Below are 23,770 nucleotides of genomic sequence, written 5' to 3'. Positions count from 1 at the left end.
CGAAACCGGCCGCATTCTTACGCCGCGATTAAACGACCTCGGTCTCCAAAGCGCGCAAGTTTTCTTCCACCCCGGCGGCATGAGTCAGCTCGGCCACGTTGTCCTTGGTGAAGAACCCCTGGAAGTCGCCGAAGCGTTGCACGTATTCCACGATCAGGGAGGAATATTCCGAGGCGCTGGAGAAGATTTGCTTGAGCCCTTCCTCCCTGGAGCCGATGACGTCGAGCAGGAATTCCTTGCCGCAGTCCCGCAGCGTGCCCACCACGTAATCGATGTTGGCCTTCCCTTCGGTTTCGCCGTCCCGGACCGCAACCGCAAGATGATGGAGCCTCGGCCCGTAGTTGCGGACGAAGGCTTCGGTGGGCGACGGCAGCTTGAGCAGGTGGTTGACGAAATAGGGATGATTCGCGGCCGTGAACACCTTGGCGGGACATTCCAGCTCGTTCGAGTAATGCACGCTCTTGGTGACGTTGGTCGAGGAATTCTGGGAAACGATGTCGTAAGAGCCCCAGTAGTAATAACTGGTCAAGGTCAGCCATTCGAGGATGGCGGCTTCCCGGTTCTGGCTATAGATGCGGGTGGCGAGATGGTCGATGGGCAGGAGCAGCGCTTCCAGCCCCAGTTTGACCTGAGCTTCCTTCGCCTCCAGGTAGGCCCTTTGAACGTCGTCGCGAATGGTGCTCCGACTCGGGGCATAAACACGGGTGTCCGCTTCCGACCGCTCCCAATAGCCGACGATGTTGTGGGTATAGGGCGACGGCTTGACGATGGCCATGTCGTCGGGCATTTCCAGCTTCTGGATCTGATCCCGATTGAAGAAGCGGACATCCCTAGACTTCTGCAATGCCACCACTTCGTTCACATCGGTCACCCGAAACACTTCGCCCATGTAGCGCGAATTCGGCTTGTGCGCGCCGATCGGGTATAGCTCGTTGAGGCTTCGGAAAATGCCTCGCGTCTCGGGGTCCTTGACTTCGCGGATCAGAACGTCGGGAGCGTTCAGGTCGATGCGGAGCACATGGGTGTAATGGCGTTCCGATTCGATCGTCGCGAGATAATGATAAGGCGTCATCAGGCACAGCTCGCCCACATAGGGAACCGAGTGCCCAGGCTCGACCGCGATCATCATGGCATCCACCTGATGGATCAGCTCGGTAAGCCCGATCCTATCGCGCTGCTCCAGCAGTTTGACCAGGAACTCCTCGAAAAACGGCGAGTTCGCCTTGTCTCCATGACGGGGAAAATCGAGCGAAGACATCACGGTCGCTACTCCCTATTCATTGACTACCCGTACTGTCGAGGTAGTCTGTTGCTGTCGCATATAGAAATAGAAATACTGATTCGACACCGCCACATGAATGGCGCCCAAGTCGGTTTGGACCTGATCCAAGTACTCGTGCAGAACGGCAGGCGCCAAGCCTTCCCAGCGCAGGCCCGTGAGCCGCCGCCAAGTCCGGCGAGTCACTTTCATGACCTCCTTGTGGTTCGGCAGCATGGCCAGACACTCCTCGATTTCCGAGAGGCAGTGACGGACGGTCCGCGGAAAATGGGGATCGAGCAGCAGATAATTCAGCACGGCGTGGCCGCGCACATGCACGTCCACGTGGCGGCGGTACATCTGGTAAGCGCTCAAGGCCTTGAGCACGCTCATCCACAACCGCTCCTGCAAAGGCTCCAACGCGCCGCCTTGCCGCGGGAGCAGCACGGCCGCGTTGATATCCGCGATGCGCGTGGTCATGTCGGCGCGCTCGATGTTTCTCCCCAGCCTGATGAATTCATAAACCAGGTCGTGGCTCATGCAACTGATCAGCAAGCCGGCCAGCGATTGGTTGCGCTCGATGATGTGATTGAGGACTTCGTAACGCTGCGCCCGATTTTGCGCCGCGCTGGACGCGAATCCTTGGACATAGAGATAAAGCCCGTTTACCCGCTCCCAAAATTCCTTGGGAAGGATTTCCCGGAATGTGCGGCTGTTCTCGCGGGCGCGGCGGATGCTGGATACGATGGCGCTCGGGTTGCGCTCGTCCTGGATCAGGAAGCGCAGGATATTGGATTCGTTCGCCTCTCGGTAATGCTCTTCGAAGAGTTCGTCCAGACCGACCAACTTGAGCAGGATATCCCAGCCGAACGAGGCGCCTTTGGGGAGATCCAGCAGCACATCGGTCGTGGTGTTGATCAGGCGTGCGGTATTCTCGGCCCGCTCCAGATAACGGGCCATCCAATACAAGTTCTCGGCTACGCGGGATAGCATGCGTCCTCCGTGTCGACGATCCAGGTATCTTTGCTGCCCCCGCCCTGCGATGAATTCACGACCAGGGACCCCGCTTTCAGCGCCACTCGCGTCAGTCCGCCGGTGGTGGCGTAGAGCCGGCTGGATTGCAGTATGAAAGGCCGAAGATCCAGGTGGCGGGGAGCGAGGCAATCGCCGACCAGGGTCGGCGCGGTGGAGATACTCAGCGTCGGCTGCGCCATGTAATTGCGCGGATTGGCCCGGATCAGCTCGGCGAATGCCGCACGTTCCTCCGGGCTGGCCCTAGGGCCTATGATCATGCCGTAGCCGCCCGACTCGTTGGCCGGCTTGACCACCAGTTTGTCCAGGTTAGCCAGCACATAAGTCCGCTCTTTTTCGTCCATGCAGAGGTAGCTCGGCACGTTGGGAATGATCGGGTCCTGATCGAGGTAATAGCGGATGATTTTCGGCACGTAGGTGTATACGACCTTGTCGTCCGCCACACCGGAGCCGGGCGCATTGGCAATGCCGACCTTGCCGTTGCGCCAGGCGCGCATCAGGCCCGGAACGCCGAGCGCCGAGTCCGGACGGAAGGCCTCCGGATCCAGAAAATCGTCGTCGATGCGGCGGTAGATCACATCGACCCGCCTGGGGCCGGAAACGGTCTTCATGTAGACCCTGTCATCCGCATCCACCATCAGATCCGAGCCTTCCACCAGGAAGGCGCCCATCTGCTGCGCCAGATAGCTGTGTTCGAAATAAGCCGAGTTGAAAATTCCCGGAGTCAGCACGGCCACCACCGGCCTCTCGCCATCCCTCGGAGAAAGAGCCGCCAGCGCATCGTAGAGCTGAACCGGGTAGTCATCGACCGGCAAGATATCGCAACCCTGAAAAAATTCGGGAAACAGGCGCTTCGTCAATTGTCGGTTTTCCAACATATAAGACACGCCCGACGGCACCCGGAGATTGTCCTCCAGCACGTAGACCGTGCCGTCCTTGTCGCGCACCAAATCGGTACCGCACACATGGGCCCATACGCCAAAACGGGGCGTGATACCTAGGCACTGCGGGCGGAAGTTGCGCGAACCCGCGATCACTTCCAGCGGAAAAACGCCGTCCTTGACGATGCGCTGCTCGTTATAAAGATCGTTGATGAACAAATTCAGAGCCGTAAGCCGTTGCTTCAGCCCCTCCTCGATCCGCATCCATTCGCTTTTCGCCATGACCCGGGGGATGATGTCGAAAGGCCAGGCCCGGTCGATGTTCCCGGCCTCGCTGTACACGGTAAACGTGATGCCCATCGTCATGATGGCCGCATCCACCGACTGCCGGCGGGCTTCCAATTCTCCCGGCTGAAGAGAGTTCAGATAACGGAACAGAGCCCGGGCGGCGCACCGAGGCTGGCCGCCCGGTTCCAGGAGTTCGTCGTAGGCTTCGCTGTTGCGGTAGTCGTGGGAAATGTTCATGAGCGAACGATGATGTTGACGTTTCCGACGAAGCATCCTCCGTGCCAATGGCACAGACGAGCGCTACGGCGCGCCACCGGGCAAGCAAGCGTTTCGCCGTCTGCGTCGATTCCCTGACAAAGCGAATAAGGTGCACGGTTGCAAGCGCCCCGCGCTGTTGTGGTGCGTTCCGTGATCTGGCGTGGTGTTCGGGCGCTCCATCTCTACTGGAGTTGTAGTACTAACGCCTTGTCAGCCTCAGTATGACGGTTGATCGATGATCCCTGAGCAAGAATGGTTTTCGCGTGCGGAAAAAGGTCAGCAACGGGAAAGTAGGTCGGCAATCCTTTGCCGACTCAGGGTTGGGAAGGGATTCCCGATCTACTGAAGCTGTAGTACTAAACGATTTCTTCCTGAAACGTCTGACGATAGAATCGATCGAATACCCATACACTGAGTCCATTCTGACATTGCCATGACGTATTGCCTTTCGATCAACGTGGAACGCGGCCTGGTGTTCTGCTCCGATTCCCGCACCAATGCCGGAATGGACAGCATCGGCACCTATTCGAAAATGCACACTTTCGTGTGGCCGGGAGAGCGGGTTTTTGTCTTGCTCTCCGCCGGCAATCTCGCCACCACCCAGGCGGTGGTGAAAAAGATGTATCGCGATGTCGAGCAGGCCTGGGTACCCAATCTGATGACGGCGACCAACATGTGCGAAGCCGCGGATTACGTCGGCATGATCAGCACCCAGCTACAGCGCCAGCAGGCTAGCCGCGATACCGCCAACACCAGCTTCGAGGCCACCTTCATCTTCGGCGGCCAGCTGGGCCATAGCCCGCCCGAGACCTTCATGATTTACCCGCAGGGCAATTACATTCACGAATCGGGGGAACATCCCTTCCTGCAAATCGGCGAAACCAAATACGGCAAGCCCATCCTGGACCGCATCATCAAGCGGGACATCGGCCTGGAGCGGGCCGCCCGATGCGCCCTGGTCTCCATGAACTCCACCATACGCAGCAACGTGACCGTCGGCCCGCCGGTGGAATTGTTGATCTACGAGCGAGACAGCCTGACCGAAGGCCGCCGGCTGTTCCTCACCGAGGATGATCCTTTCGCCCGGCAGCTTTCCGAGAAATGGAACGAGGGGTTGATTCTCGCTCTGGAAAATCTGCCGAATTTCCCCTGGGAAAACGCCGAATCGCAAACTGCCGACTTTAAGCTCGCCCTGCTCAAGCAGCAACTCGATCTATAGAAACGAACAGGCTTTTCGCTGAACGATGCCGATTGGCGCGTACCCGGTTCCAGCGGTTCGGCATCTGTCGCTTCCCGTTTTGTCTCACTCAGATATAGGGTGGATTAGACGCGCACTGCTACGAGCCATGCCGTCGCTGCCGGACTCTCCGCGCGCCTAGAGCATTTTTCATACCGGTGTACGGATTCGTGTCGGGCGGGAAGAACGTAGGTCGGCAATCCCTTGCCGACAAAGCCCTTTGCCGAGCCGATAAGTCGGCAAGGGATTGCCGACCTACATATCGGGCTCCCTGATACCGAATCGGAAAATGCTCTAATTCACTGATTCCGCGTCCTTGCCTGGTGGGTTACGGCGCTTGGAAACACCAAAGGACACCTCGAAAAACCGTCGCGAGCGCCCCGAGTGCTAGGCGCCCGGAGCACAGGAACCGGAGTGTACATGGAGTACATGAGGATTCCGCGCACCGCGCAACGCAGCAATCGAGTCGCGCAGTAGATTTTTCGAGGTGTCCCAAAGGAACTTTTCGGTTCCCTTGCGATGCTCTCCCAACCCGCCCTACGCCGGAAACACGAATCGGAACATTGTTTTTGGCTATATCCTATCCGGGTAGGCTTTTCGTACCGCGGTGAACAAGGAGTGAAAACCGATGGCACTGGAAAAAATACTGCATCAGACCGTAACCGGACTATTGGACCGGCATATCCGGGAAGGCTCTCTCCATCTTCACGTTACAGGCGGTCCGAGCCGCCGCTTCGGAACCGGGCAGCCGGAAGCGCACTGGAATGTTCTAGACCCCTCGGCCCTGCTCCGTCTCTTGTGGGATCCGGAACTTCAATTGGGCGAAACCTATCTCGAAGGCGGTTGGAACGTGGGATCCTCCGAGGCGTTGCCGGCGTTCATGGAGGTCATGATGCGGAATTTCTCCGAACCGGGACCCGCACCCTATCTGCATGTCCGCCGATGGTTGCACCCGCTTGTTAGAACGGGTAACGCCATCGCCCGCAGTTACCGGAATGTGAGCCATCATTACAATCTCGACGAATGGCTGTTCCGACGGTTTCTGGATGAACGCCTGTTTTATTCCTGCGCTTATTTCGAAACGCCCGAGCAGACGCTCGAAGAGGCGCAACTCGCCAAATGCCGGCTCATCGCCCGAAAGCTGCGTCTACAGCCCGGAATGCAGGTCCTCGATATCGGCAGCGGCTGGGGAGGCTTAGCCGTTTACCTCGCGCAAGAAGCCGGCGTCGAAGTAACCGGCGTAACGCTCTCCAGGGAGCAACTCCGAGTGGCGCAAGCCGATGCCGAACGACTCGGACTTCAAGATCAGGTTCGCTTCCATCTTCGAGATTACCGGAAGCACACCGGAGAATATGACCGGATCGTCAGCGTCGGAATGTTCGAACATGTCGGAGCCCGACACTATCCGGCTTTCTTCCGGCAAATGGCGAAACTGCTGAAACCCGACGGCATAGCACTGCTCCATACCATCGGCGCCACCAACAAGGATGGCCCTGCCAACCCATGGATAAAGCGCCACATTTTTCCGGGCAGTTATATCCCTTTGCTTTCCGACGTGTCGCCGGCAATGCAGCGCTCGGGCCTGATTCTGACCGACCTGGAGGTGTTGCGGCTGCATTATGCATATACCCTTCGCGAATGGTTTCGGCGTTTCCAGAACCATAGAGCCGAAGTGGTCGAGCGGATGGGAGAACGCTTCGCCCGCATGTGGGAATTTTATCTGGCGGTATGCGAAGGCTCGTTCCGCTGGCGCGATATGGTGGTTTTTCAACTTCAGCTGGCGAAGCGGCATGGAGCCGTACCGATCACCCGGAACTACCTCGTGACGGATCATTGAGAAAGGCGCGTCCCTGATCGGCCGATCCCGGCCGCGCCGGCGGCCGGGCGGGTCTGCGCCGCCTGTCTTCTGCAAACGTGGCTTGGCAGCACGAATCTTGCCGATTATCCTTATCGGCCTCGGGGGCTGACTTATCAACTCAAGAATTCTCATATGAGCGAATCATGCGATGTGCTGGTCATCGGGGGAGGACCGGCCGGATCGTCGATTGCGGCGTTGCTGGCGGAAAAGAATTGGCGCGTCGTTCTGGCCGAAAAGGATCGACATCCGAGGTTTCACATCGGCGAATCCCTGCTGCCTTTGAGTCTTCCTTACCTGGAACGGCTGGGCGTGCTGAATGAGGTCGAGAAGATCGGTCTTCGCAAGTACGCCGCCGAATTCGATTCCATCTACCACGGCAAGTGCTCCGACTTTCAGTTCGGCGAGGCTCTGGACAAAACTCATCCCTATGCCTTCGAGGTCAAGCGGGCGGAGTTCGATCATATCCTCTTGAAAAACGCCGCCGCCAAGGGCGCGGACGTTCGCGAGGGCTGCCGCGTGACTTCGGTGGAATTCCACGAAGGCCGCGTGGATAAAGTCAGGGCGACCGGTGAAAACGGCGCGGAGCATGTCTGGCAACCGCGCTTCCTGGTCGATGCATCGGGCCGCGACACCTTTTTGGCCGACAGGCTCGGCACCAAGGAGCGCAACAAGAAACACAGCAGCGCGGCTGTTTTCGGCCATTTCGAAGGAGCCGAGCGCAGAAGCGGCCGGGACGAAGGCAATATCAGCATTTACTGGTTCGATCACGGCTGGTTTTGGATGATCCCGCTCAAGGGGGACCTGATGAGCGTTGGCGCCGTCTGCTGGCCTTATTATCTGAAAGGCCGCCAGACACCGGTCGAACAATTCCTGTTCGACACCATCGCCTTATGCCCGCCGGTGCAAGCTCGCCTGAAAAACGCCCGGCTGGTATCGCCCGTAACCGCGACCGGCAATTATTCGTACGCTTCCAAACGGATGAGGGGCAAGAATTACTTGTTGATCGGCGATGCTTTCGCCTTTATCGATCCGGTATTTTCCAGCGGCGTCCATCTCGCGCTGTACGGCGCGATGTCCGGCGCGGAGACCGTGGACGGCATCCTGCGCGAGCCGAAAACCGCGGAAAAACGCCTCAAGCAGTACGAAAAATCGGTGCGCCGCGGGCTGAAGACGTTTTCCTGGTTCATCTACCGCATCACCACACCCGCCATGCGGGACTTGATCATCCATCCTCACAACCGGTTCCGTATCAAGGAAGGCGTCATTTCGCTGCTTGCCGGCGACCTGTTCCGGAACACCCCGATCGCGCCCAAACTCTTGATGTTCAAGGTTATTTATTATTTGAAAAGCCTGTTCGACCCGATCAATAACTACGCGGCCCATAAGCGCAGACGCCAAAACATCGCATCCTGAAGCTCGTCTCATATACGCCCGACATGAATTTGCCAGCACGAATGGGCTCTTTCGATCCGAGCCTAGGCGTTACGCAACAGCGTTCCGCCAGGCTTGATCCGCCCGTTTATCTCACCCTGTTTCCTGCCGAAGCCCTGAGCGGTCTGACGAACACGAAGCCAGCCTCCGTGCTCGGAATCATCGGCTTCGATGGCTTTTCCGAATCCGGTACAGACACGCCGTACCCGGTCCTGACGCTGCCCATGAGCAGCTTGGACGAACAAAAGCTTTGCGAAGTCTGGCTCAGCCCACAGCCGGCACGCTACGGAGAACATCAGGGGATACGCTACGCCTGCAACGGCGATATTCTGTTCGGCTGCTTTTATTTACCCGACCAGGAGCAGGATTCGGTGGAAGCCCGGACTTACCGGACGTACTGCCGGATACTGGATCTGATCCGCGTCTCCGGCTATACCCATCTCATCCGCATGTGGAACTATCTTCCGCGGATCAACGGCGAATACCTTGGGCTCGAAAACTATCAGCGCTTTTGCCTGGGGCGGCACCAAGCCTTCGCCGAAGCCGATTATGTGTTCGACCGGGATTTGCCCGCCGCCAGCGCGATCGGGACCGGGGCAGAAGGGCTGCGGATCTATTTCATCGCCTCCCGCGCGCCAGGACGCCAGATCGAGAATCCGCGCCAGGTGAGCGCCTATCGATATCCGTTACAATACGGACCGCGCAGCCCGTCGTTTTCGCGCGCGACGCTGACGGAGTTCGGCGGTGAACGCCAGCTTTATCTGTCGGGAACCGCGAGCATCGTAGGGCACGAAACCCTGCATCCCGAGGATGCGGCCGGGCAATTGCGGGAAACGCTGAGCAACATTCAGGCCGTACTAAACGAGCTGGGCCAGTCCCGAATCAAGCTCGAAGAATTGGGGCCAGACAGCATGTTGAAAGTTTATATACGCCATCACGAACATTTCGGCATCGCGAAGCGACTGCTCGCGGAAACCCTGAATCCTTCATGCCCGGTTATCTTTCTACAAGGCGATATTTGCCGCAGAGACCTTTTGCTGGAAATCGAAGGCATTATTCGATTGCCCCGTCCGTAATCCGGTCCAAGGCGATCGGCCTTAATGATCTAACTGTCGAATATCAATAGCTTATGACCACGCAACTGACCCCGATGGAACTGGAACTGGCACGGATGATCGTCGAATCGTTGAATCTCGAAGCCATTCCCGAGCACATCGAGCCGGAAAAACCTCTGTACCGGGACGGGTTGGGACTCGATTCCATAGACCTGCTCGAACTCTCCCTGGTTATCTCCAAAAAATACGGACTTCAGATCAAATCGGACGATCCGGACGTCACTAACATTTTCTCTTCGCTCCGGGCGCTGGCCAGCACCATCGAAAAGCGGCGTTCGAAATAAGGTATGGGGATCAAACCGGCTTTAACCGTGTGCCTGGCGGCGCTCTTTCCGGTTTTTTCCTTTGCCGCCGTCCGTTCGGACATCTCGCCGGTCTGGCTTGGATTCGTCGACTTTCTTCTCTTCACGGCCATCTTGATCGCAATGCGCTTATCGGGCGAAGGCCGGTCGAGCATGATAGGCCGCCTTTGGCCTTTCGCGGTGGGCATCGGCCTCTGCGCGCCGCTCTTTTACCTGAGGCCGGACGCGATGATCTATTTTTCGCCCGTCGGCATCGGCCTGATACTCGCAAGCCTATTCCTGACGACGCTGACTCCGGGACGGGAACCGCTGATTACACGCTTTGCCCGGCTGGAGCGGCGGGGTGTGCTGCCCGACGATTTGCGGATTTACACTCGCAATCTCACCTGGGCCTGGGCGATCTTTTTCTGCCTGTTGGTTCTGGAATCGGTGTTGCTGGCCTTGTTCGCTCCGGTGGAAACCTTTCTCCTATTCACCAACACCGTGAATTATTTCTTCGTCGGCGCGTTTTTCATCACCGAGTACATCTACCGGCGCATCCGCTACCGGCATCACAGCCATCCGTCCATCCTCCACTTGATCGCGACCATCGCCCGCTCGGGCGTAATCTCGGCTCCCAAGAACTGACCGGAATTCCGCCGGGCGAACTCGAACGACAACCAGACCGATGGAGGCACACTTTACCGTTTCATCAGACCACCCTGCCCTGCCCGGTCATTTTCCGGGCAATCCGGTGGTGCCCGGCGTAGTGATTCTGGACGAGATCGCCTGTCTCTGGCTGGCGGGCCATCCAGGCTTTCGCCTCGCCGGCATTCCTGCCGCGAAATTTCTCTCGGTGCTCCGTCCGGACGAACCGTGCCGGGTGCAATTCGATGATGCGGGAGAAAAATCGGTGAAATTCGACTGCTTCTCGGGCGACCGGCGCATCGCGCAAGGGCGTCTGCTGTTCACCTCAGTCGCACCATGAGCCGCAGCTGGATTAATCAAAAAGAGCGCAGCACCGGCTTCTGGCTGCGAACGATCGTCTGGATCGCCCTGCGGCTCGGGCGGCCGATCGCCCGCGCCCTGCTCTACCCCATCACGGCGTATTTTCTGATTTTCGCCGACCGCGCGCGGCAAGCTTCCGCTGCCTATCTGACACGCATCTTCGGTAGACCACCGTCGGGCCGGGAGTTGTTCCGCCACTATCACACTTTCGCCGAAGCTCTGCTCGACAGGGTGTTCGTGTTCGCCGAGCGGGACGAATTCTTTCAAATCCGGATGCACGGATTCGATCTGCTGGAGCGGCTGATAGCGGACAAACAGGGATTCCTCCTGGTCGGCGCCCATGTCGGCAGCTTCGAAATCCTCCGCGGCCTCGGGCTGAGGCACAGGGGGCTTTCCGTCAAGGCGCTGGTTTACGGCGAAAATTCCCCCAAGATCAATGCCATTTTCAGGACGCTGAACCCGGATCTGTTCAAGGACATCATCCCCGTAGGCACGGCGAGCGCCCTTCTGGGGCTGGATGAGCACATCGCTAACGGCGGCGTGGTCGCCTTGCTCGGAGACCGCAGCGTACACGGGGAGAAGCGCGTCCTGTGCCGGTTTCTCGGCGAGGACGCCTGGTTCCCGGCGGCGCCAGTGCTGCTGGCGAACTTGTTCAAGGCTCCGGTGATTCTGTTCTTTTGTCTCCACAAAGGCGGCGCCGATTACGACGTACACTTTGAGCTGCTGGCCGAGCGCATCGAGTGTTCCCGGAAAAACCGCGACGAAAAAATCTGGGCGTTCATGCAGCACTACGCCGACCGGCTGGAACATTACTGCCGCCAGGCGCCTTACAATTGGTTCAATTTTTATGATTTTTGGGATAAGAGCGACAGCACGGACGAGCAGCGTATGTCCGATGCCTTAAGTCCCGAAATGGCCCGGAATTTTGAACCTCGTCGAGCATCCGCCAATCGTGGCTCTCCGACTTCATAATTCGATCCAGCCCCGCTCAGACGGTCGAACCGAAGATCTTGCACTAGAGCGTCTTCATCTCGCTCGTACGGCAAAACAGGCTTGGCGGAACTCGTTGGCGCCTTCGGCTCGGGTGAACCGATTCAAGCATTCGTCGGCAATCCCTTGCCGGCGAAGACGCTCGGCCGGGCCGTGGCGTCGCGAAAGGACTCCCGATCTACGGGGATGCACGATCGTAGGTCGGCAATCCCTTGCCGACAAAGACGCTCGGCCGGAGCATGGCGTCGGGAAGGGCGGCTTCGGCGCTCCAATCGCAAACGGTCATCCCAGCGCTCCTGGGATGACCGTTTGCGATTGGAAGGTCGCGACTAAAGCGACGTTTGCGATTGGGAGGGATTCCCGACCTACTCGCCAGTGCTCGTACAGTAGGTTTAAAAATGCACTAGCTGCGCAGCGCTCGCCGGTGAAATGACGGACAGCACGGCGACGCCGCGTCACTCGAACCGCCAAGCCGATGCCATATCAAATCTTCGAGCGCCTGAGGAATCTCTTCCGCGGATGATGTGCCGGCACAAAACCCTCCAGTAGAATTTTTCTCTGTCAAGATAACAATTCACGTTGCGCGAAATTTCCTACTATTTTTATAGTTCTTTAACGGAAAGCGCCGATTCGGTTTTTGTCGAGCAGACGCGAGAAGCCGGGAGCGGACAGCTTGGAAAGCCGCGGGCTGGTCGCTACGTCAAACGTGATAGCACGCCATGTTTCTCTACGGTAAGGTCGGGAATATGATTGGCGCAGCCCGTGGTAACGCTTGGTGCTGCGTTATGGGTTGGGACAACGACTGTTCGACGGCGATAGCGGAGAGAACGCTGGCGCCGACGGCACAATGAACGACTATAAAAAATAACAATGAACGATAACAATTTGGCTCTGCCGCGTGCCGCCGAAGGCTATGCTTTTCCGCAGCCGGACAACCGAAATAGGCCAGGCTTGATCCGATCAGCGATATGAACGCCGAGCCAGACGCTTCGCAGCCGTTAACTCGCATTCCAATCGACGATCCGGACTTCCGGGTCTTATTCGAATCTGCGCCGGGCCTTTATCTTGTGCTGACTCCGGACCTCCGTATCGCAGCCGTCAGCGACTCCTATGCGCGTGCCACGATGACGCAACGGAAGGAGATTATCGGCCGCGATATTTTCGAGGTCTTCCCGGACAACCCCGAGGACCCTGACGCCACTGGCGTACGCAACTTGAGAGCCTCCCTGCAGCGTGTGCTGCGGAACCGTACGGCGGATGTCATGGCGGTGCAGAAATACGATATCCGTATACCAGAGGAGGAAGGCGGCGGGTTTGCCGTGCGCTACTGGAGCCCATTCAACTCCCCCGTGCTGAGCGCGGACGGCTCGGTCGCCTACATCATCCACCGAGTGGAGGACGTCACCGAACTCGTCCGGCTCAAACAGCAGGGAATCGAGCAGAGCCGGCTCACCGAGTCGCTGCGTGAACAAGTTTTGCGGATGGAAGCGGAGATTTATGCCCGGGCCAAGGACACGGCCGAGGCGGCACAGCGCGAAAGCGAGGCGCGAGCCCAGCTGATTTTCGATACCTCGCCTTTGGCCATGCTCGTCGTCGATAGCGGCGGACAAATCGTCCAAGCGAACGGGCGTGCCGCCGAGCTCTTCCGCTGCCCGTCCGAAAAGCTGATCGGACGTCCGATGGACGTCCTTATACCCGAACGTTTTCATGTTCGTCATCAGATGCTCGCTTCGGAGTATTTCCGCCATCCGGAGCCGCGCGCCATGGGCAAGGGCCGCGATCTGCACGCTGTCCGGGCCGACGGGGAAGAGTTTCCCTGCGAGGTGAGCTTGGGGCCGGTGGCCATTGGCGGGGAGCTCCATGTGATCGTCAGTGTCGTCGATATCACCCTGCGCAAGCGGGCCGAGGAAGAAATCCGCCTCCTCAATGCCGATCTGGAGCGACGGGTCGAGGAGCGTACGGCCGAACTCCAGGCCGCCAACCAGGAGTTGGAGAGTTTCGCCTACGCCGTCTCTCACGACCTCCGCGCGCCTCTTAGGGCTATGAGCGGATTCAGCCAGGCCTTGATGGAGGATTACGGCGAGCGCCTGGAAGGCGAAGCCCGCGTCTATCTGGATCAAATCATGCTCGCCAGTCGTCGCATGGGCGAACTGATCGACGGCCTGCTCCAGCTTTCGCGCTGCACCCGCGGTGAGTTGGGGCGTGACCCGGTGGATCTTTCGGCGCTTGCGGAACGCATCCTCGCCGAGTTGACTCGTGTGGAACCGGCCCGCCGGGTGGAATGGTGCGTAGAACCGGGCCTTTTCGCTCGGGGCGATGTTCGAATGATCGAAGTGGTTCTGAGAAATCTCATCGGCAACGCCTGGAAATACACCGCCGGCACCGATACGCCGATGATCCGGGTGTATGCCGAGCAAGCCTCTGAAGGCGAGTATCGGCGATTTTATGTGGCAGACAATGGCGCCGGTTTTGACATGGCCCACGCCGGCAAACTGTTTCAGCCGTTCCAGCGGCTGCACCGGCAAGAGGAATTTCCGGGTCTGGGCATAGGCCTGGCCACGGTCCAGCGCATCGTTCATCGTCACGGTGGCACGATTGACGCCGTTTCTGCTCCGGGCCAGGGCGCTACCTTCCGTTTTTCGCTACCGGCCGTGGGCCGCGGAGACGAGGAAATTCGATGAAAGCCAAGACGATTCTGCTGGTGGAGGACAACGCTCAGGACGAAATGCTGACCCTGCGCGCGCTGCGCAGGGTCAATCTGGCCAATCAGGTGGACGTGGTACGCGATGGCCAGCAGGCGCTGGATTATGTGTTCCGGGAGGGCGAATTCGCGACACGCGAAGGTCCCGACTTGCCCACGGTGGTTTTGCTGGATCTCAACCTGCCCAGAATCGGAGGTCTGGAAGTGCTGGAACGGCTGCGTGCCGATCCGCGTACCCGTCTGGTGCCGGTGGTCATCCTCACGTCCTCCGACGAGGAGAGAGACCGCTTGGGCAGCTACGAACACGGTGCCAATAGTTTCGTCCGCAAGCCCCTGGATTTCACCGAATTCGCAGAAACGGTGGCGCGCCTCGGGGTTTACTGGCTAGCCACGAACGAACCGCCATGGGGTTGACGAGACCGTGACCGCGCCGCTAAACCTTCTGGTCATCGAAGATAGCGAGACCGACTTCCTCTTGATTCAGCGCCAGCTGCGGCTTCACGGGTTGACCGCCAGCTGTCGGCGAGTTGTGAGCTGCGGAGAACTGAACCAGGCCCTGGAGGAAGAGAGCTGGGATGCCGTGTTATCCGACTACAGCGTACCCGGCCTGGATTTCGAAGCGAGTCTCAGGCTCATACAGGAACGGCTGCCCGATTTGCCGGTGATCCTGATCTCGGGAAGTATCGGCGAAGAGAGAGCGGTCGAACTCCTGAAACAGGGCGTTTGGGACTTCGTCCTCAAGGACCGTCCGGGCCGTCTCGGGCCGGCCATAGAGCGCAGCTTGCGCGAGATGGAGGAGCGGCGTGTGCGGCATGCCGCCGAAAAGGCCCTGCGCGAGAGCGAACTGCGTTTTCGCCGGATGGCGGAAACGATAGGCGAAGTGTTCTGGCTGAGCGCGCCGGATTTCCAGTCCGTTCTTTACGTGAGCCCCGCATTCGAACAGGTCTGGGGACGACCCTGCGCCGAACTGTATGCGAATCCCAAGCTTTGGCTGGAGGCCGTGCATGCCGAGGATTCCCGGCAAGTCTTGCGTGCCTTGGAAGAGCTGGCCCATGGCCAGCGCTACGACATTCAGTACCGCATCAACCGTCCCGACGGCACGGTGCGCTGGATCAACGACCGCAGCTACGCGCTGTGCGACGATGCCGGCAAGGTCATCCTGACCTCGGGCGTGGCCTCGGACATCACGGAGCAACGCCAGGCGGAGGAGCGGCTGCGTCAGGCGGCCACCGTATTCACCAGCACTCAAGAGGGAGTGATCATTACTGACCTCGATGGCAACATCCTCACGGTCAACCCGGCTTTTACCATGATCACCGAATATACCGAGGCGGAGGTTTCGGGCAAGAACCCGCGCCTTCTGCAATCGGGCCACCATAGCCGCTCGTTCTACCAAGCCATGTGGCACGCCATCCGCACCACCGGCTCCTGGCAGGGGGAACTCTGGAATCGGCGCAAGGGCGGCGAAATCTATCCGGAGTGGCTCAACATCAGCACGGTACGCAACGAGCAAGGCGAGGCGGTCAATTACGTGGGAGTGTTTACCGACATCACCCACCTCAAGCGTTCGGAAACCCAACTGGAATACCTAGCTCATTACGACCCGCTGACCGGCTTGCCCAATCGGCTTTTGCTCCTCTCCCGCCTGAACCATGCCCTGGAGCGCGCCAGGCGTGATAGGAGTCGCGGCGCCGTACTGTTTCTCGACCTTGACCGGTTCAAGAACGTCAACGACAGCTTGGGGCACGCCACCGGCGACGAACTGTTGCAACTCGCCTCGCAGCGCATGCGCGAATGCCTGCGCGAGACCGATACCGTGGCCCGCTTGGGCGGCGACGAATTCGTCGTGGTGCTGGAAGAACTGTCCGATCCCGAGAACGCCGCGAGCGTGGCTCATCACCTGATCGACCGGCTCAGCGCGCCCTTCGTGCTGTCCGGCGGACAGGAGGTTTACATCGGCGCCAGTCTCGGTATCGGCATTTTCCCCGACGACGGCGATGATGCCGATCGGCTCATCCAATACGCGGATGCGGCGCTCTACCAGGCAAAAGACAGCGGTCGAGGGACATATCACTTCTATACCGAGTCGTTGACCACGTCCGCCAACGAGCGGCTCGCTCTGGAAACCCGGCTGCGCCACGCGCTGGACCGGGATGAATTCGTCTTGCACTATCAGCCGCTGGTGACGCTGACGGATGGCCGGATCTTCGGCGTGGAGGCCCTGTTGCGCTGGCAGATTCCCGACCAGGGTCTGCTTTCCCCCAATCGTTTCATTCCCTTGGCGGAAGAAACCGGCCTCATCGTGCCGCTGGGCGAATGGGTACTGCGCACGGCCTGCAGGTGCATGAAAGCCTGGCTGGATGCCGGTCTGCCGCTGGAAATGCTGGCGGTCAATCTCTCGCCGCGCCAGTTCCAGCAGGGCGATCTTCACGAACGCATCCGTGCCATCCTGGCCGAAACCGGCCTGCCGTCCCATCACCTCGAACTGGAAATCACCGAAACCGCCCTCATGGAGGATGGCCCGGAGAACGAGGCCAAACTGGCGGCCCTCAAGGACCTCGGCGTCCGGATTGCGATCGACGACTTCGGTACAGGCTACTCGTCGCTGGCCTATCTGAAGCGCTTCCCCATCGACAAGCTCAAAATCGACCAAAGCTTCATGCGGGACATTCCTCAAGATACGTCCAACATGGAAATCGCCGCCGCCATCATCGCCATGGCGCGGAACCTGAATCTGGAGGTGCTGGCCGAGGGAGTGGAAGCGGAAGCCCAGCTAGCTTTCCTGAAGCGCCACGGCTGCGACGTCGCCCAGGGCTATTTATTCGGCCGCCCGATGACAGCCGATACGATGCAAGCCATTTTGGAAGCGGCCATGGCGAACCGATGAATGGCATTCACTCGCTTATGGGTGCGCTGGAACTGCTCAAAAACTTGGCTAGAGCCGGTTTCTCGGTTTGGTGTAGCGCCCGCTGTTGTAGGTCGGGAATCCTTCCCAATCGCAAACGGTCGCTTTAGTCGCGACCCTTCCCGACAGCAACTGTCCGGCCAGCGGGTTTGTCGGCAACGGATTGCCGACCTACGATTCTTTCGGCTTCCATTTTAGGGGGTGGAGCGGTCTCCCATGCTATGTCGCTATATTGTGGTGAAAAATGCTCTAAAGCCGGTTTCCCGGCGAGGAAGTGTGGTTTCCAGCGAGGCCGAATTCCGGAAAAATTACGGAAACGCTAAAGAAGTTGGTTCAGTTCGTGCCCTTCGTCTGGACGCATGAGGGGAGTCGATGAGCTCACCACGAGCCGAATCAACACCTTACCGTTTGTCCCGATCCTGAAGAAGGACCTGATCAGAGCTTTCTTACCGATGCGTTCACGCCCGCAAGACCACCCGAACGCGCGGACTCTTCGCCGGGAACGTTTTCGGTGAATCGTGTCGATCGCGATCAGCCGATCGGTTCAGCAATAACGGCTGGCATATTCTTGCAGAGCGCCGGGGCCAAGACGCCGGTGCAGTTGTTCGCCCACGCCGAGCATCAGCGCGCGCCAATAAGGAGCATCGCCTTCGGTCGCTGCCGCTTTGCAGCTGCGCGCGTTGTGCAGAGCTTCGAACAATTGATCCACGCTCATCTCCGGCAGGCTCGCCAGAAAAGCGCGAAGCCGGACTTGCTGCTCCGGTGTCATCTCGGATTCCTCACAAAACCGCCGTCCGGAAATTCATCACGCGTCGAGATCCAGGCCGTCTTCTTCGGCTAGTTCCACGCCGGTGACGCAAACATCGCCGTCATCGACGATCAAAGGCACGGCTGTGAGCTGCTTGCCTTGGCAGGGTCCAATGAAACAGTGCCCGCTATCGATGTCGAACTGGGCGTGATGTTGGCCGCAGGTCAGAAAGTTGCCATCTTCATCCATGAACTGCCCCGGTACGGTATCCAGCCGGCTGCCGGCATGAGGGCAGACATTTTCAAATCCAAAAAAACGGTTGCCCTTGCGCGTAATCAGAATCGGCCAGGGTTTTACCTCGCCGGTCTCGGTTCGCACGGCCAGCCAAAAGCCCCGCGCCTGTTCTTCGTCTATTTCCGTCGTACGGCAAACTACAAATAGCTCATTCATATCGCACACCCAAGATTGAGGATCGGACCGAAGCGCCGCGCACAGGATCTCGGCGGACGTTACGCCCATGAGCCATCAAGCAATTCCGGTACCAGGATTAAACCGATACAAACTGCTCGATTTTTCACCATCTCGCGGGCCTTTGCCGATATCCGAAGAAAGAAGAGTGATGGAAACCCGACAATGTTTGTCGTGAACGTGCCGATCGGCACCGAATCGTTTGGAGAAACGGTCACAGGTCGATAGCGGCAAGAATCGGGTTCAAGCAAGGCGCGTCGCAATTACTTCCGCGCTTCCGAAATTGTTCCAGTACCACCCCGGCACATCGTTCGCGAAACAGTACAGCCGCCCTGCGGCTTCGGCGGTGTACCGACAGCTTTCCCCGATAACAAATGCCGTCTGGCCGTTCCGGTCCAAGGCTCCGCAGAGAGCGAACCATTTCTCGCGTGGAAGACGCAGCGACGACCCCAACTTGTTCTGATAAGACAAACCGGAGTACCCGGCGGGGCCGCAGGAAATGAAGAAATCCGTCCATGTTCTCCGAGCGGAAAACTGATAAATGCCACCCGCGGCGAGATCGATGCCGCTGTCGTTCCAGAACGATCTAGCGCGGACGGAAAAGGATTTCTGATCGCCGACATTCATCGTGAAATCTCCTGTCTATTGAGTTTCCCGACGTGCAAGCCAGCTCGCGCGAAGAGACCGGCCGGCGAAACTGCAGGATTCGTTTCATGGAACCTAGGACCGCCGCCACACGCTGGCCAGCCAGGGCTGCGCCGGTCGAGGCAATCCGGCGGGCCGGAAATAGTGTTCGAGCTCCACGAATCCCGCAGCGGTCATCCGCTGACGCCACCCGTCCAGGTCATAGTAAGCGCCGTAGCGTCCGCTGCTCCAGCCTTCCTCGTTGGTACCGCGCGGATTGGAGCTGAAAAGGACGCCGCCCGGTTTCAGGGCGACATGCAATTGACCGAGTACCCTCGGCAGTTCCTGGGATGGAACATGAAACAAGCTCGCATTGGCAAATACGCCATCAAAGGAACTTTTCGGAAGGTCGAGTTGCAGGAAATCCTGTTGCCACACCTCGCAACCGGTATCCTCCCTCGCCATGGCCGCAAAGCGCTCCGCCCCCTCCACGCCTACAGCTATGTGTCCGCGCCTGGCGAATTCCTTGAGATCACGCCCCGGCCCACAGCCGAAATCGAGGATTCTGAAGGGCGGGTCCCCTTCGATATGGCGCAGCAGCGCATCAATGTTCTGGCTGACGTCGTGATTCCGCGTTCCCTCCCGAAAATCTTCCGCATGCCGGTTATAGTGCGCCAGTGTCAGGGTTACGATCTTGTTCAGATCGTCGGGCAGTAGCTTCATGGTCGATCAGTGAGTGGGAATTTCCGATCCCAGTGTATAGCACTTCGGCGGTCGTCTTAAGACGCAATGTCCTTCGAGCGCGGCAGGGAGACGAACCGGCACAGTAGAAGCTTCGCTTTCTCCGGAAGTTGTCGCCGATGCTGACCCTCGGGGTCATGCGAATGCCGATTTGTACGGTGCCGGTGACGACCTCGGGCGGTTGAGGAAGCTCTCGGCGGTTGTCCCGAAATGCGGGAAGATGAGGCGAACCGGTCTTGTCCGACCAGCAGGACGGAATCAGGGGCGATAAATAATCGTGTTGTAGTAATACTTCGCGATTTCCGTCCATTTCACGTCCTCTAAAAAATCGGAAGAGTTGAGTTCCGAAAAGGTCGTAAATCCTTCTTTCTCCCGGTAAGCGCGAAATTCGTCTTCATTCAACGGCACAGCAAGCTCGGTATTGGTCACTTCGATGTACCAGCGTCCTTTCCCCGTTCTCCAAACGAGCATGACGTGCTCGATGTTCCCGCGCGCCGCATCGTTCGTCTTTAGGACGACCGCTCGAAACGGAAGATTGAGCGCTTCACCGACCGCGAGATAGAGCGTTACCAGCGTATCGCAATCCAGCGATTTTTCATCCAGTCCTTGAGACAACAGGTATTGCGGAGCCGTGTGATTTATCAGGCGAAGATACAGGATATGTTTGATGACATCGGCTAAACGCTGGACGTCCTTTTTGTCGGGATTATTGAGATTAATCCCGGAAGAAACCTCCTTTTTCACATCCTCGATAAAATTATCGATGCTTCTGTAATGGTCTGGCTCTACCTTGTAAACAGCGCTTTCGATATCGAGGCGGGCGGCCGCAACGGTCGAGTATTTTCTGTTTGGGTGTTTGGTATTGATTGTTCTTGCGAGCTCAAGAGCGAAGAGATGTTTCGATATCTTGATGTCTCTCCGATAGCTGGCAGTAACTTGCGCTTCAGGGAACGCGCCGTAATACCATCGCTCGACCATGAATGTGACGGTGGCATAAACACCGACCAAGGCGAACGCGACCAAAACAAGGAAAGCGGAGATTTTTACCCTGGCGGATAAGGTCGAAATCTTTCCGCTAAACCGGATCAATACGCGTTCAAGGAATGAGACCCGAAACAACATGGTGGATAAGCCTGGCAAATGACAAGGGACGTTTTCCTCATTATTCGCAACTTGCTCAACGAAACCCCCGGATGGCAACAGGGAGGTAACTGGCTCCAGGTGTTTCCCGCCGCGCGAGAGATACCAATCCGAACAGTGGAATTGTGCGCCGCCACTATGTCTTAGACTAGAATTTGCGGCGGACAATCAACCGAACCTTGGCCGCTTTCAGCATTGCCAAACCGGCGAGGACGCCTGTCCTGAGCCGAGTCGAAGGGCGCTTCCCGAATGTCGGTGCGTCCTACGGACTGAATTGTCGAAGATCGCTCTTTATGCCGACGCAATATATGATCGCAACAATAAACCATCGAAAGAAACGATAAGCTATGGGACTATTTAGGTTTGTCGCCGGCTTGTTCATCGTAACGGGCATCGGCCTGATTGGGCTCGCCTGCCATGAAACCTACGAATCACTGCGGGTAACGGTTCTCTCATCCTCTCTCGAGAAAACCACCGCCAAACTGCTTGGCTACCACCAAGAGATATCCAGAGTCCGAAAAACAACAGGCACCGGTTACACGACGGGCGTCTGGTTTCCGCAGCCCAAGGTCGAGTACAAGGGCAAAACTTACACCGATCCCAATATCGTTCCCATCGAATGGTATGAGCCTGGAGACCAGGTCCCTATCAGCGTCGTGGCCGATGGAAAAGGCGGCGTGTATGTCGATACCTTTTACGTACGCTATACCGCCGCCGCCATTTATTTTGTTCTCGGTTCGATCTTCTTCGGATTGACTCTTCTATGCTGGCCAATGCTGTCCGCGGCGACAGAAAACGATGTCGACCCTATTTTTGAACACGCTCCCGTTTGGTTCAAACACGTCAAATGGGCTTTTATCGGCATCTTTGGTTTTGCTGCCGTCATGGCATCGAAAGAGTATCTTCCCGGACTGATTCCGGACACCTGGAAACCGGGCAACCTCGAACGAGAATTCATTCAGGCAATGAAGAAAAGAGATTACGCGCAAGCGAAAAATCTCCTGAATAATGAAGAGCTGAACCTCGATTACCATGAATATGACAGCTATAAAAACACCCTGATAATGGCCGCATTGGAAGGCGGTCACGATGAGATCGCTCGCCGCATGATGCAAAAAAAGTTCGACATCAATGCCAGGGATTGGAGAGGCCACTCGGTCATCTATTATGCCGTTCGCTACCAAAACCCATTCGTTTTGAAGGAACTGATCGAGAGAAACGCAAGTCTCGAGTCCAAGGACGACCTGCTTCTATTGGCCATCGCCGTCAAAAGCAGAGAGGCCGTCGAAATTCTCGTCGAAGCGGGTTACCCGGTTGATAGAAAAGACCCCGAGCTCAGGGTTTTTCCGAGCGACATGGCTATCTATGCGGAAAGGCCCGACATTCTGAATTACCTCGTCTCGAAAGGGGCGCCAACCAGCGCCCCTCGAGAATTCATCGATGTTGCACGCGATCCGGCGAACGTAAGCCTGCAAGATGAGAATCTGAGGTTCGGGAAGAAGATGACCCTGAAACGATGGAAGGCGTTATGCGAGGAAGAAGCGCAAGGGCGGACGAATTAAAGGGGTCAAGCCGATCACACGCCGCGAGGTTTCAAAGGATGATAGAGCGTTTTCATCTCGCTCGTACGGCAAAACCGGCTTGGCGAAAGTCGTTGGCGCCTTCGGCTCGGGTGAATTGATTCAAGCATTCGTAGCTCGGCAATCCTTTCCCAATCGCAAACGGTCGCTTTAGTCGCGACCCTTCCGACGAAGACGCTCGGCCGGGACGTGGTGTCGGGAAGGGCGGCTTCGGCGCTCCAATCGCAAACGGCCTGGCCGGGAGCGCCGGCCACGCCCTTCCCGAAGACGCCGTTTGCGATTGGGAAGGATTCCCGACCTACTCGCGAGTGCCCGTACAGTAGGTATGAAAATGCTCTAATGGCGGCGATGGGACAGCCGGATGCGCGGCCGGATGACCTGAAACCGGTATAGCAGCAGGGAGCACGATGGATGCGGCAGGCCGGTAGATTCCGACCGTCCGCCACGTGCCAAACAACGGCTGGTTCCGAACGAAAAATAGTCACCGACAACAGGCAAGTCGGCATCTGCCGGATGAACCGAACGGGTCATCCTCCGGAATCGACACGGCGATTCATGGCCTTAATCTCACTTCACCGGCGCGAGTTCGAAAATCACGATCTCGGCGTCGCCTCCCCCAATATTCTCGACGGTCATGGCGGCCCCCGTTTCCCAGAAAACATCGCCCGGACCGTAGACGTGCGTCTCGCCGGAGTCCTCCACCTTTAACCTCCCCTTGAGTACGTAGCGCGGACCGGGACCTTCGTGGGTATGCAGGGGCGTCTTGTAGCCGGACGGGAACTGAACCCGAACGACTCGTGTTTCGACGGTATCGGCGGATAGCGGTACCGCCTTTTTCAACAACAGTTGCCGCGGCGCCATCGTCGGCGCTTCCTCGGCGTAGGCCGAGCCGATCCCGGCACCGAAAATTAATATGCCCAGCATGAGGGCGATATACGAACAGCTTGGATTTCGTTGCATGGTATTGCCTCTCGAAATTGTTCATACCAATCGTACCGACCGAATCTTGGGCGGGAAGTCGGTCGATGGATGGATACTCCGACCGACTCCACTTGGGGCTTATCCGCTTCGACTCGTCGGAACCGAAATTCAGCCGACGCGACCGGCTTTCATCGCCTCCGGTACTTCGATCAGCTTGCCCGATCTTACGTCGTAGATGAAACCGTAGATCGGAATGTTCTTCGGCACCAGGGTGTGATTACGGATGCGTCTCACGTCCTCGGCAA

Annotated in this window: 21 protein-coding genes and 1 pseudogene; 12 read left to right on the top strand and 10 right to left on the bottom strand. The window is 58.0% G+C overall.

The genetic code is table 11. The features are described from left to right. Window positions 1-28 precede the first annotated feature (28 nt). Genes JOD69_RS21630 through JOD69_RS21620 form a run of 3 tightly spaced genes read right to left on the bottom strand, consistent with a single transcriptional unit; the run spans window position 29 to window position 3,696 of the window. Entirely contained in the window at window positions 29-1,258 is a 1,230-nt protein-coding gene (locus JOD69_RS21630; protein WP_077731656.1) for a hypothetical protein, read from the bottom strand. Between the two features lie 15 nt (window positions 1,259-1,273). Next, window positions 1,274-2,251: an alpha-E domain-containing protein gene (locus JOD69_RS21625; protein WP_077731655.1), complete on the bottom strand. Its 978-nt coding sequence runs from the start codon at window positions 2,249-2,251 to the stop codon at window positions 1,274-1,276. Beyond that, window positions 2,236-3,696, bottom strand: a complete 1,461-nt coding sequence (locus JOD69_RS21620) for a circularly permuted type 2 ATP-grasp protein (protein ID WP_086132811.1) — start codon at window positions 3,694-3,696, stop codon at window positions 2,236-2,238. Before JOD69_RS21620 ends, JOD69_RS21625 begins: the two co-directional genes overlap by 16 nt. A gap of 454 nt (window positions 3,697-4,150) precedes the next feature. Between JOD69_RS21620 and JOD69_RS21615 the strand changes: the two genes are divergently transcribed. The 11 genes from JOD69_RS21615 (at window position 4,151) to JOD69_RS21565 (ending at window position 17,225) form a co-directional block, all read left to right on the top strand. Continuing rightward, window positions 4,151-4,936 (top strand): peptidase, encoded by a 786-nt coding sequence (locus JOD69_RS21615; RefSeq protein ID WP_077731653.1) that lies wholly within the window; start codon window positions 4,151-4,153, stop codon window positions 4,934-4,936. A 646-nt stretch (window positions 4,937-5,582) separates the two neighbouring features. After that, window positions 5,583-6,791 (top strand): cyclopropane-fatty-acyl-phospholipid synthase family protein, encoded by a 1,209-nt coding sequence (locus JOD69_RS21610; protein WP_086132812.1) that lies wholly within the window; start codon window positions 5,583-5,585, stop codon window positions 6,789-6,791. Window positions 6,792-6,944: 153 nt separating this feature from the next. Further along, window positions 6,945-8,225, top strand: a complete 1,281-nt coding sequence (locus JOD69_RS21605) for an NAD(P)/FAD-dependent oxidoreductase (protein WP_086132813.1) — start codon at window positions 6,945-6,947, stop codon at window positions 8,223-8,225. Window positions 8,226-8,248: 23 nt separating this feature from the next. After that, a complete protein-coding gene (locus tag JOD69_RS21600; protein WP_210024277.1) occupies window positions 8,249-9,319 on the top strand; it encodes a hypothetical protein in 1,071 nt (356 codons plus the stop codon). A 53-nt stretch (window positions 9,320-9,372) separates the two neighbouring features. Beyond that, complete coding sequence (locus JOD69_RS21595; protein WP_240502592.1) at window positions 9,373-9,642, top strand: phosphopantetheine-binding protein; 270 nt, start codon at window positions 9,373-9,375, stop codon at window positions 9,640-9,642. Between the two features lie 3 nt (window positions 9,643-9,645). Next, window positions 9,646-10,287: a hypothetical protein gene (locus JOD69_RS21590; RefSeq protein ID WP_077731649.1), complete on the top strand. Its 642-nt coding sequence runs from the start codon at window positions 9,646-9,648 to the stop codon at window positions 10,285-10,287. Window positions 10,288-10,327: 40 nt separating this feature from the next. After that, window positions 10,328-10,627, top strand: coding sequence for a hypothetical protein (locus JOD69_RS21585; RefSeq protein WP_086132815.1), 300 nt, complete (start codon window positions 10,328-10,330; stop codon window positions 10,625-10,627). Beyond that, window positions 10,624-11,619: a hypothetical protein gene (locus JOD69_RS21580; RefSeq protein WP_086132816.1), complete on the top strand. Its 996-nt coding sequence runs from the start codon at window positions 10,624-10,626 to the stop codon at window positions 11,617-11,619. The genes JOD69_RS21585 and JOD69_RS21580 overlap by 4 nt, the downstream gene beginning before the upstream one ends. Window positions 11,620-12,605: 986 nt before the next feature. Next, a complete protein-coding gene (locus JOD69_RS21575; RefSeq protein ID WP_077731646.1) occupies window positions 12,606-14,318 on the top strand; it encodes a PAS domain S-box protein in 1,713 nt (570 codons plus the stop codon). Further along, window positions 14,315-14,752, top strand: a complete 438-nt coding sequence (locus tag JOD69_RS21570; RefSeq protein ID WP_086132817.1) for a response regulator — start codon at window positions 14,315-14,317, stop codon at window positions 14,750-14,752. The genes JOD69_RS21575 and JOD69_RS21570 overlap by 4 nt, the downstream gene beginning before the upstream one ends. Window positions 14,753-14,759: 7 nt before the next feature. Continuing rightward, entirely contained in the window at window positions 14,760-17,225 is a 2,466-nt protein-coding gene (locus tag JOD69_RS21565) for an EAL domain-containing protein (protein ID WP_086132818.1), read from the top strand. Window positions 17,226-17,787: 562 nt separating this feature from the next. Here JOD69_RS21565 and JOD69_RS21560 read toward each other — a convergent pair. The 5 genes from JOD69_RS21560 to JOD69_RS21540 all read right to left on the bottom strand — a co-directional run bounded on the left by JOD69_RS21560 (window position 17,788) and on the right by JOD69_RS21540 (window position 21,132). Next, window positions 17,788-18,012, bottom strand: a complete 225-nt coding sequence (locus JOD69_RS21560; protein WP_086132819.1) for a hypothetical protein — start codon at window positions 18,010-18,012, stop codon at window positions 17,788-17,790. Between the two features lie 36 nt (window positions 18,013-18,048). Beyond that, the gene (locus JOD69_RS21555; protein WP_077731688.1) at window positions 18,049-18,441 is read right to left on the bottom strand and encodes a Rieske 2Fe-2S domain-containing protein; all 393 of its coding nucleotides are present in this window, start codon (window positions 18,439-18,441) and stop codon (window positions 18,049-18,051) included. 261 nt (window positions 18,442-18,702) lie between these two features. Beyond that, window positions 18,703-19,086 (bottom strand): hypothetical protein, encoded by a 384-nt coding sequence (locus JOD69_RS21550; RefSeq protein WP_086132820.1) that lies wholly within the window; start codon window positions 19,084-19,086, stop codon window positions 18,703-18,705. Between the two features lie 93 nt (window positions 19,087-19,179). Further along, window positions 19,180-19,806: a class I SAM-dependent methyltransferase gene (locus JOD69_RS21545; RefSeq protein WP_086132821.1), complete on the bottom strand. Its 627-nt coding sequence runs from the start codon at window positions 19,804-19,806 to the stop codon at window positions 19,180-19,182. A 276-nt stretch (window positions 19,807-20,082) separates the two neighbouring features. Then, entirely contained in the window at window positions 20,083-21,132 is a 1,050-nt protein-coding gene (locus tag JOD69_RS21540) for a hypothetical protein (RefSeq protein ID WP_139840962.1), read from the bottom strand. 179 nt (window positions 21,133-21,311) lie between these two features. Between JOD69_RS21540 and JOD69_RS21535 the strand changes: the two genes are divergently transcribed. Continuing rightward, on the top strand, window positions 21,312-22,526 hold the full coding sequence (locus JOD69_RS21535; RefSeq protein WP_077731640.1) for an ankyrin repeat domain-containing protein: 1,215 nt from the start codon (window positions 21,312-21,314) through the stop codon (window positions 22,524-22,526). A gap of 585 nt (window positions 22,527-23,111) precedes the next feature. Here JOD69_RS21535 and JOD69_RS21530 read toward each other — a convergent pair. Continuing rightward, window positions 23,112-23,504: a cupin domain-containing protein gene (locus JOD69_RS21530; RefSeq protein WP_077731638.1), complete on the bottom strand. Its 393-nt coding sequence runs from the start codon at window positions 23,502-23,504 to the stop codon at window positions 23,112-23,114. A gap of 129 nt (window positions 23,505-23,633) precedes the next feature. Further along, window positions 23,634-23,770 (bottom strand): annotated as a pseudogene (locus tag JOD69_RS24930) (carbonic anhydrase); the annotation flags it as partial.

The organism is Methylocaldum sp. RMAD-M (genome assembly GCF_017832375.1).
Classification (GTDB): Bacteria; Pseudomonadota; Gammaproteobacteria; order Methylococcales; family Methylococcaceae; genus Methylocaldum.
The sequence above is the reverse complement of the archived record's forward strand: the minus strand, read 5'-3'. Positions and strand labels throughout refer to the sequence as shown.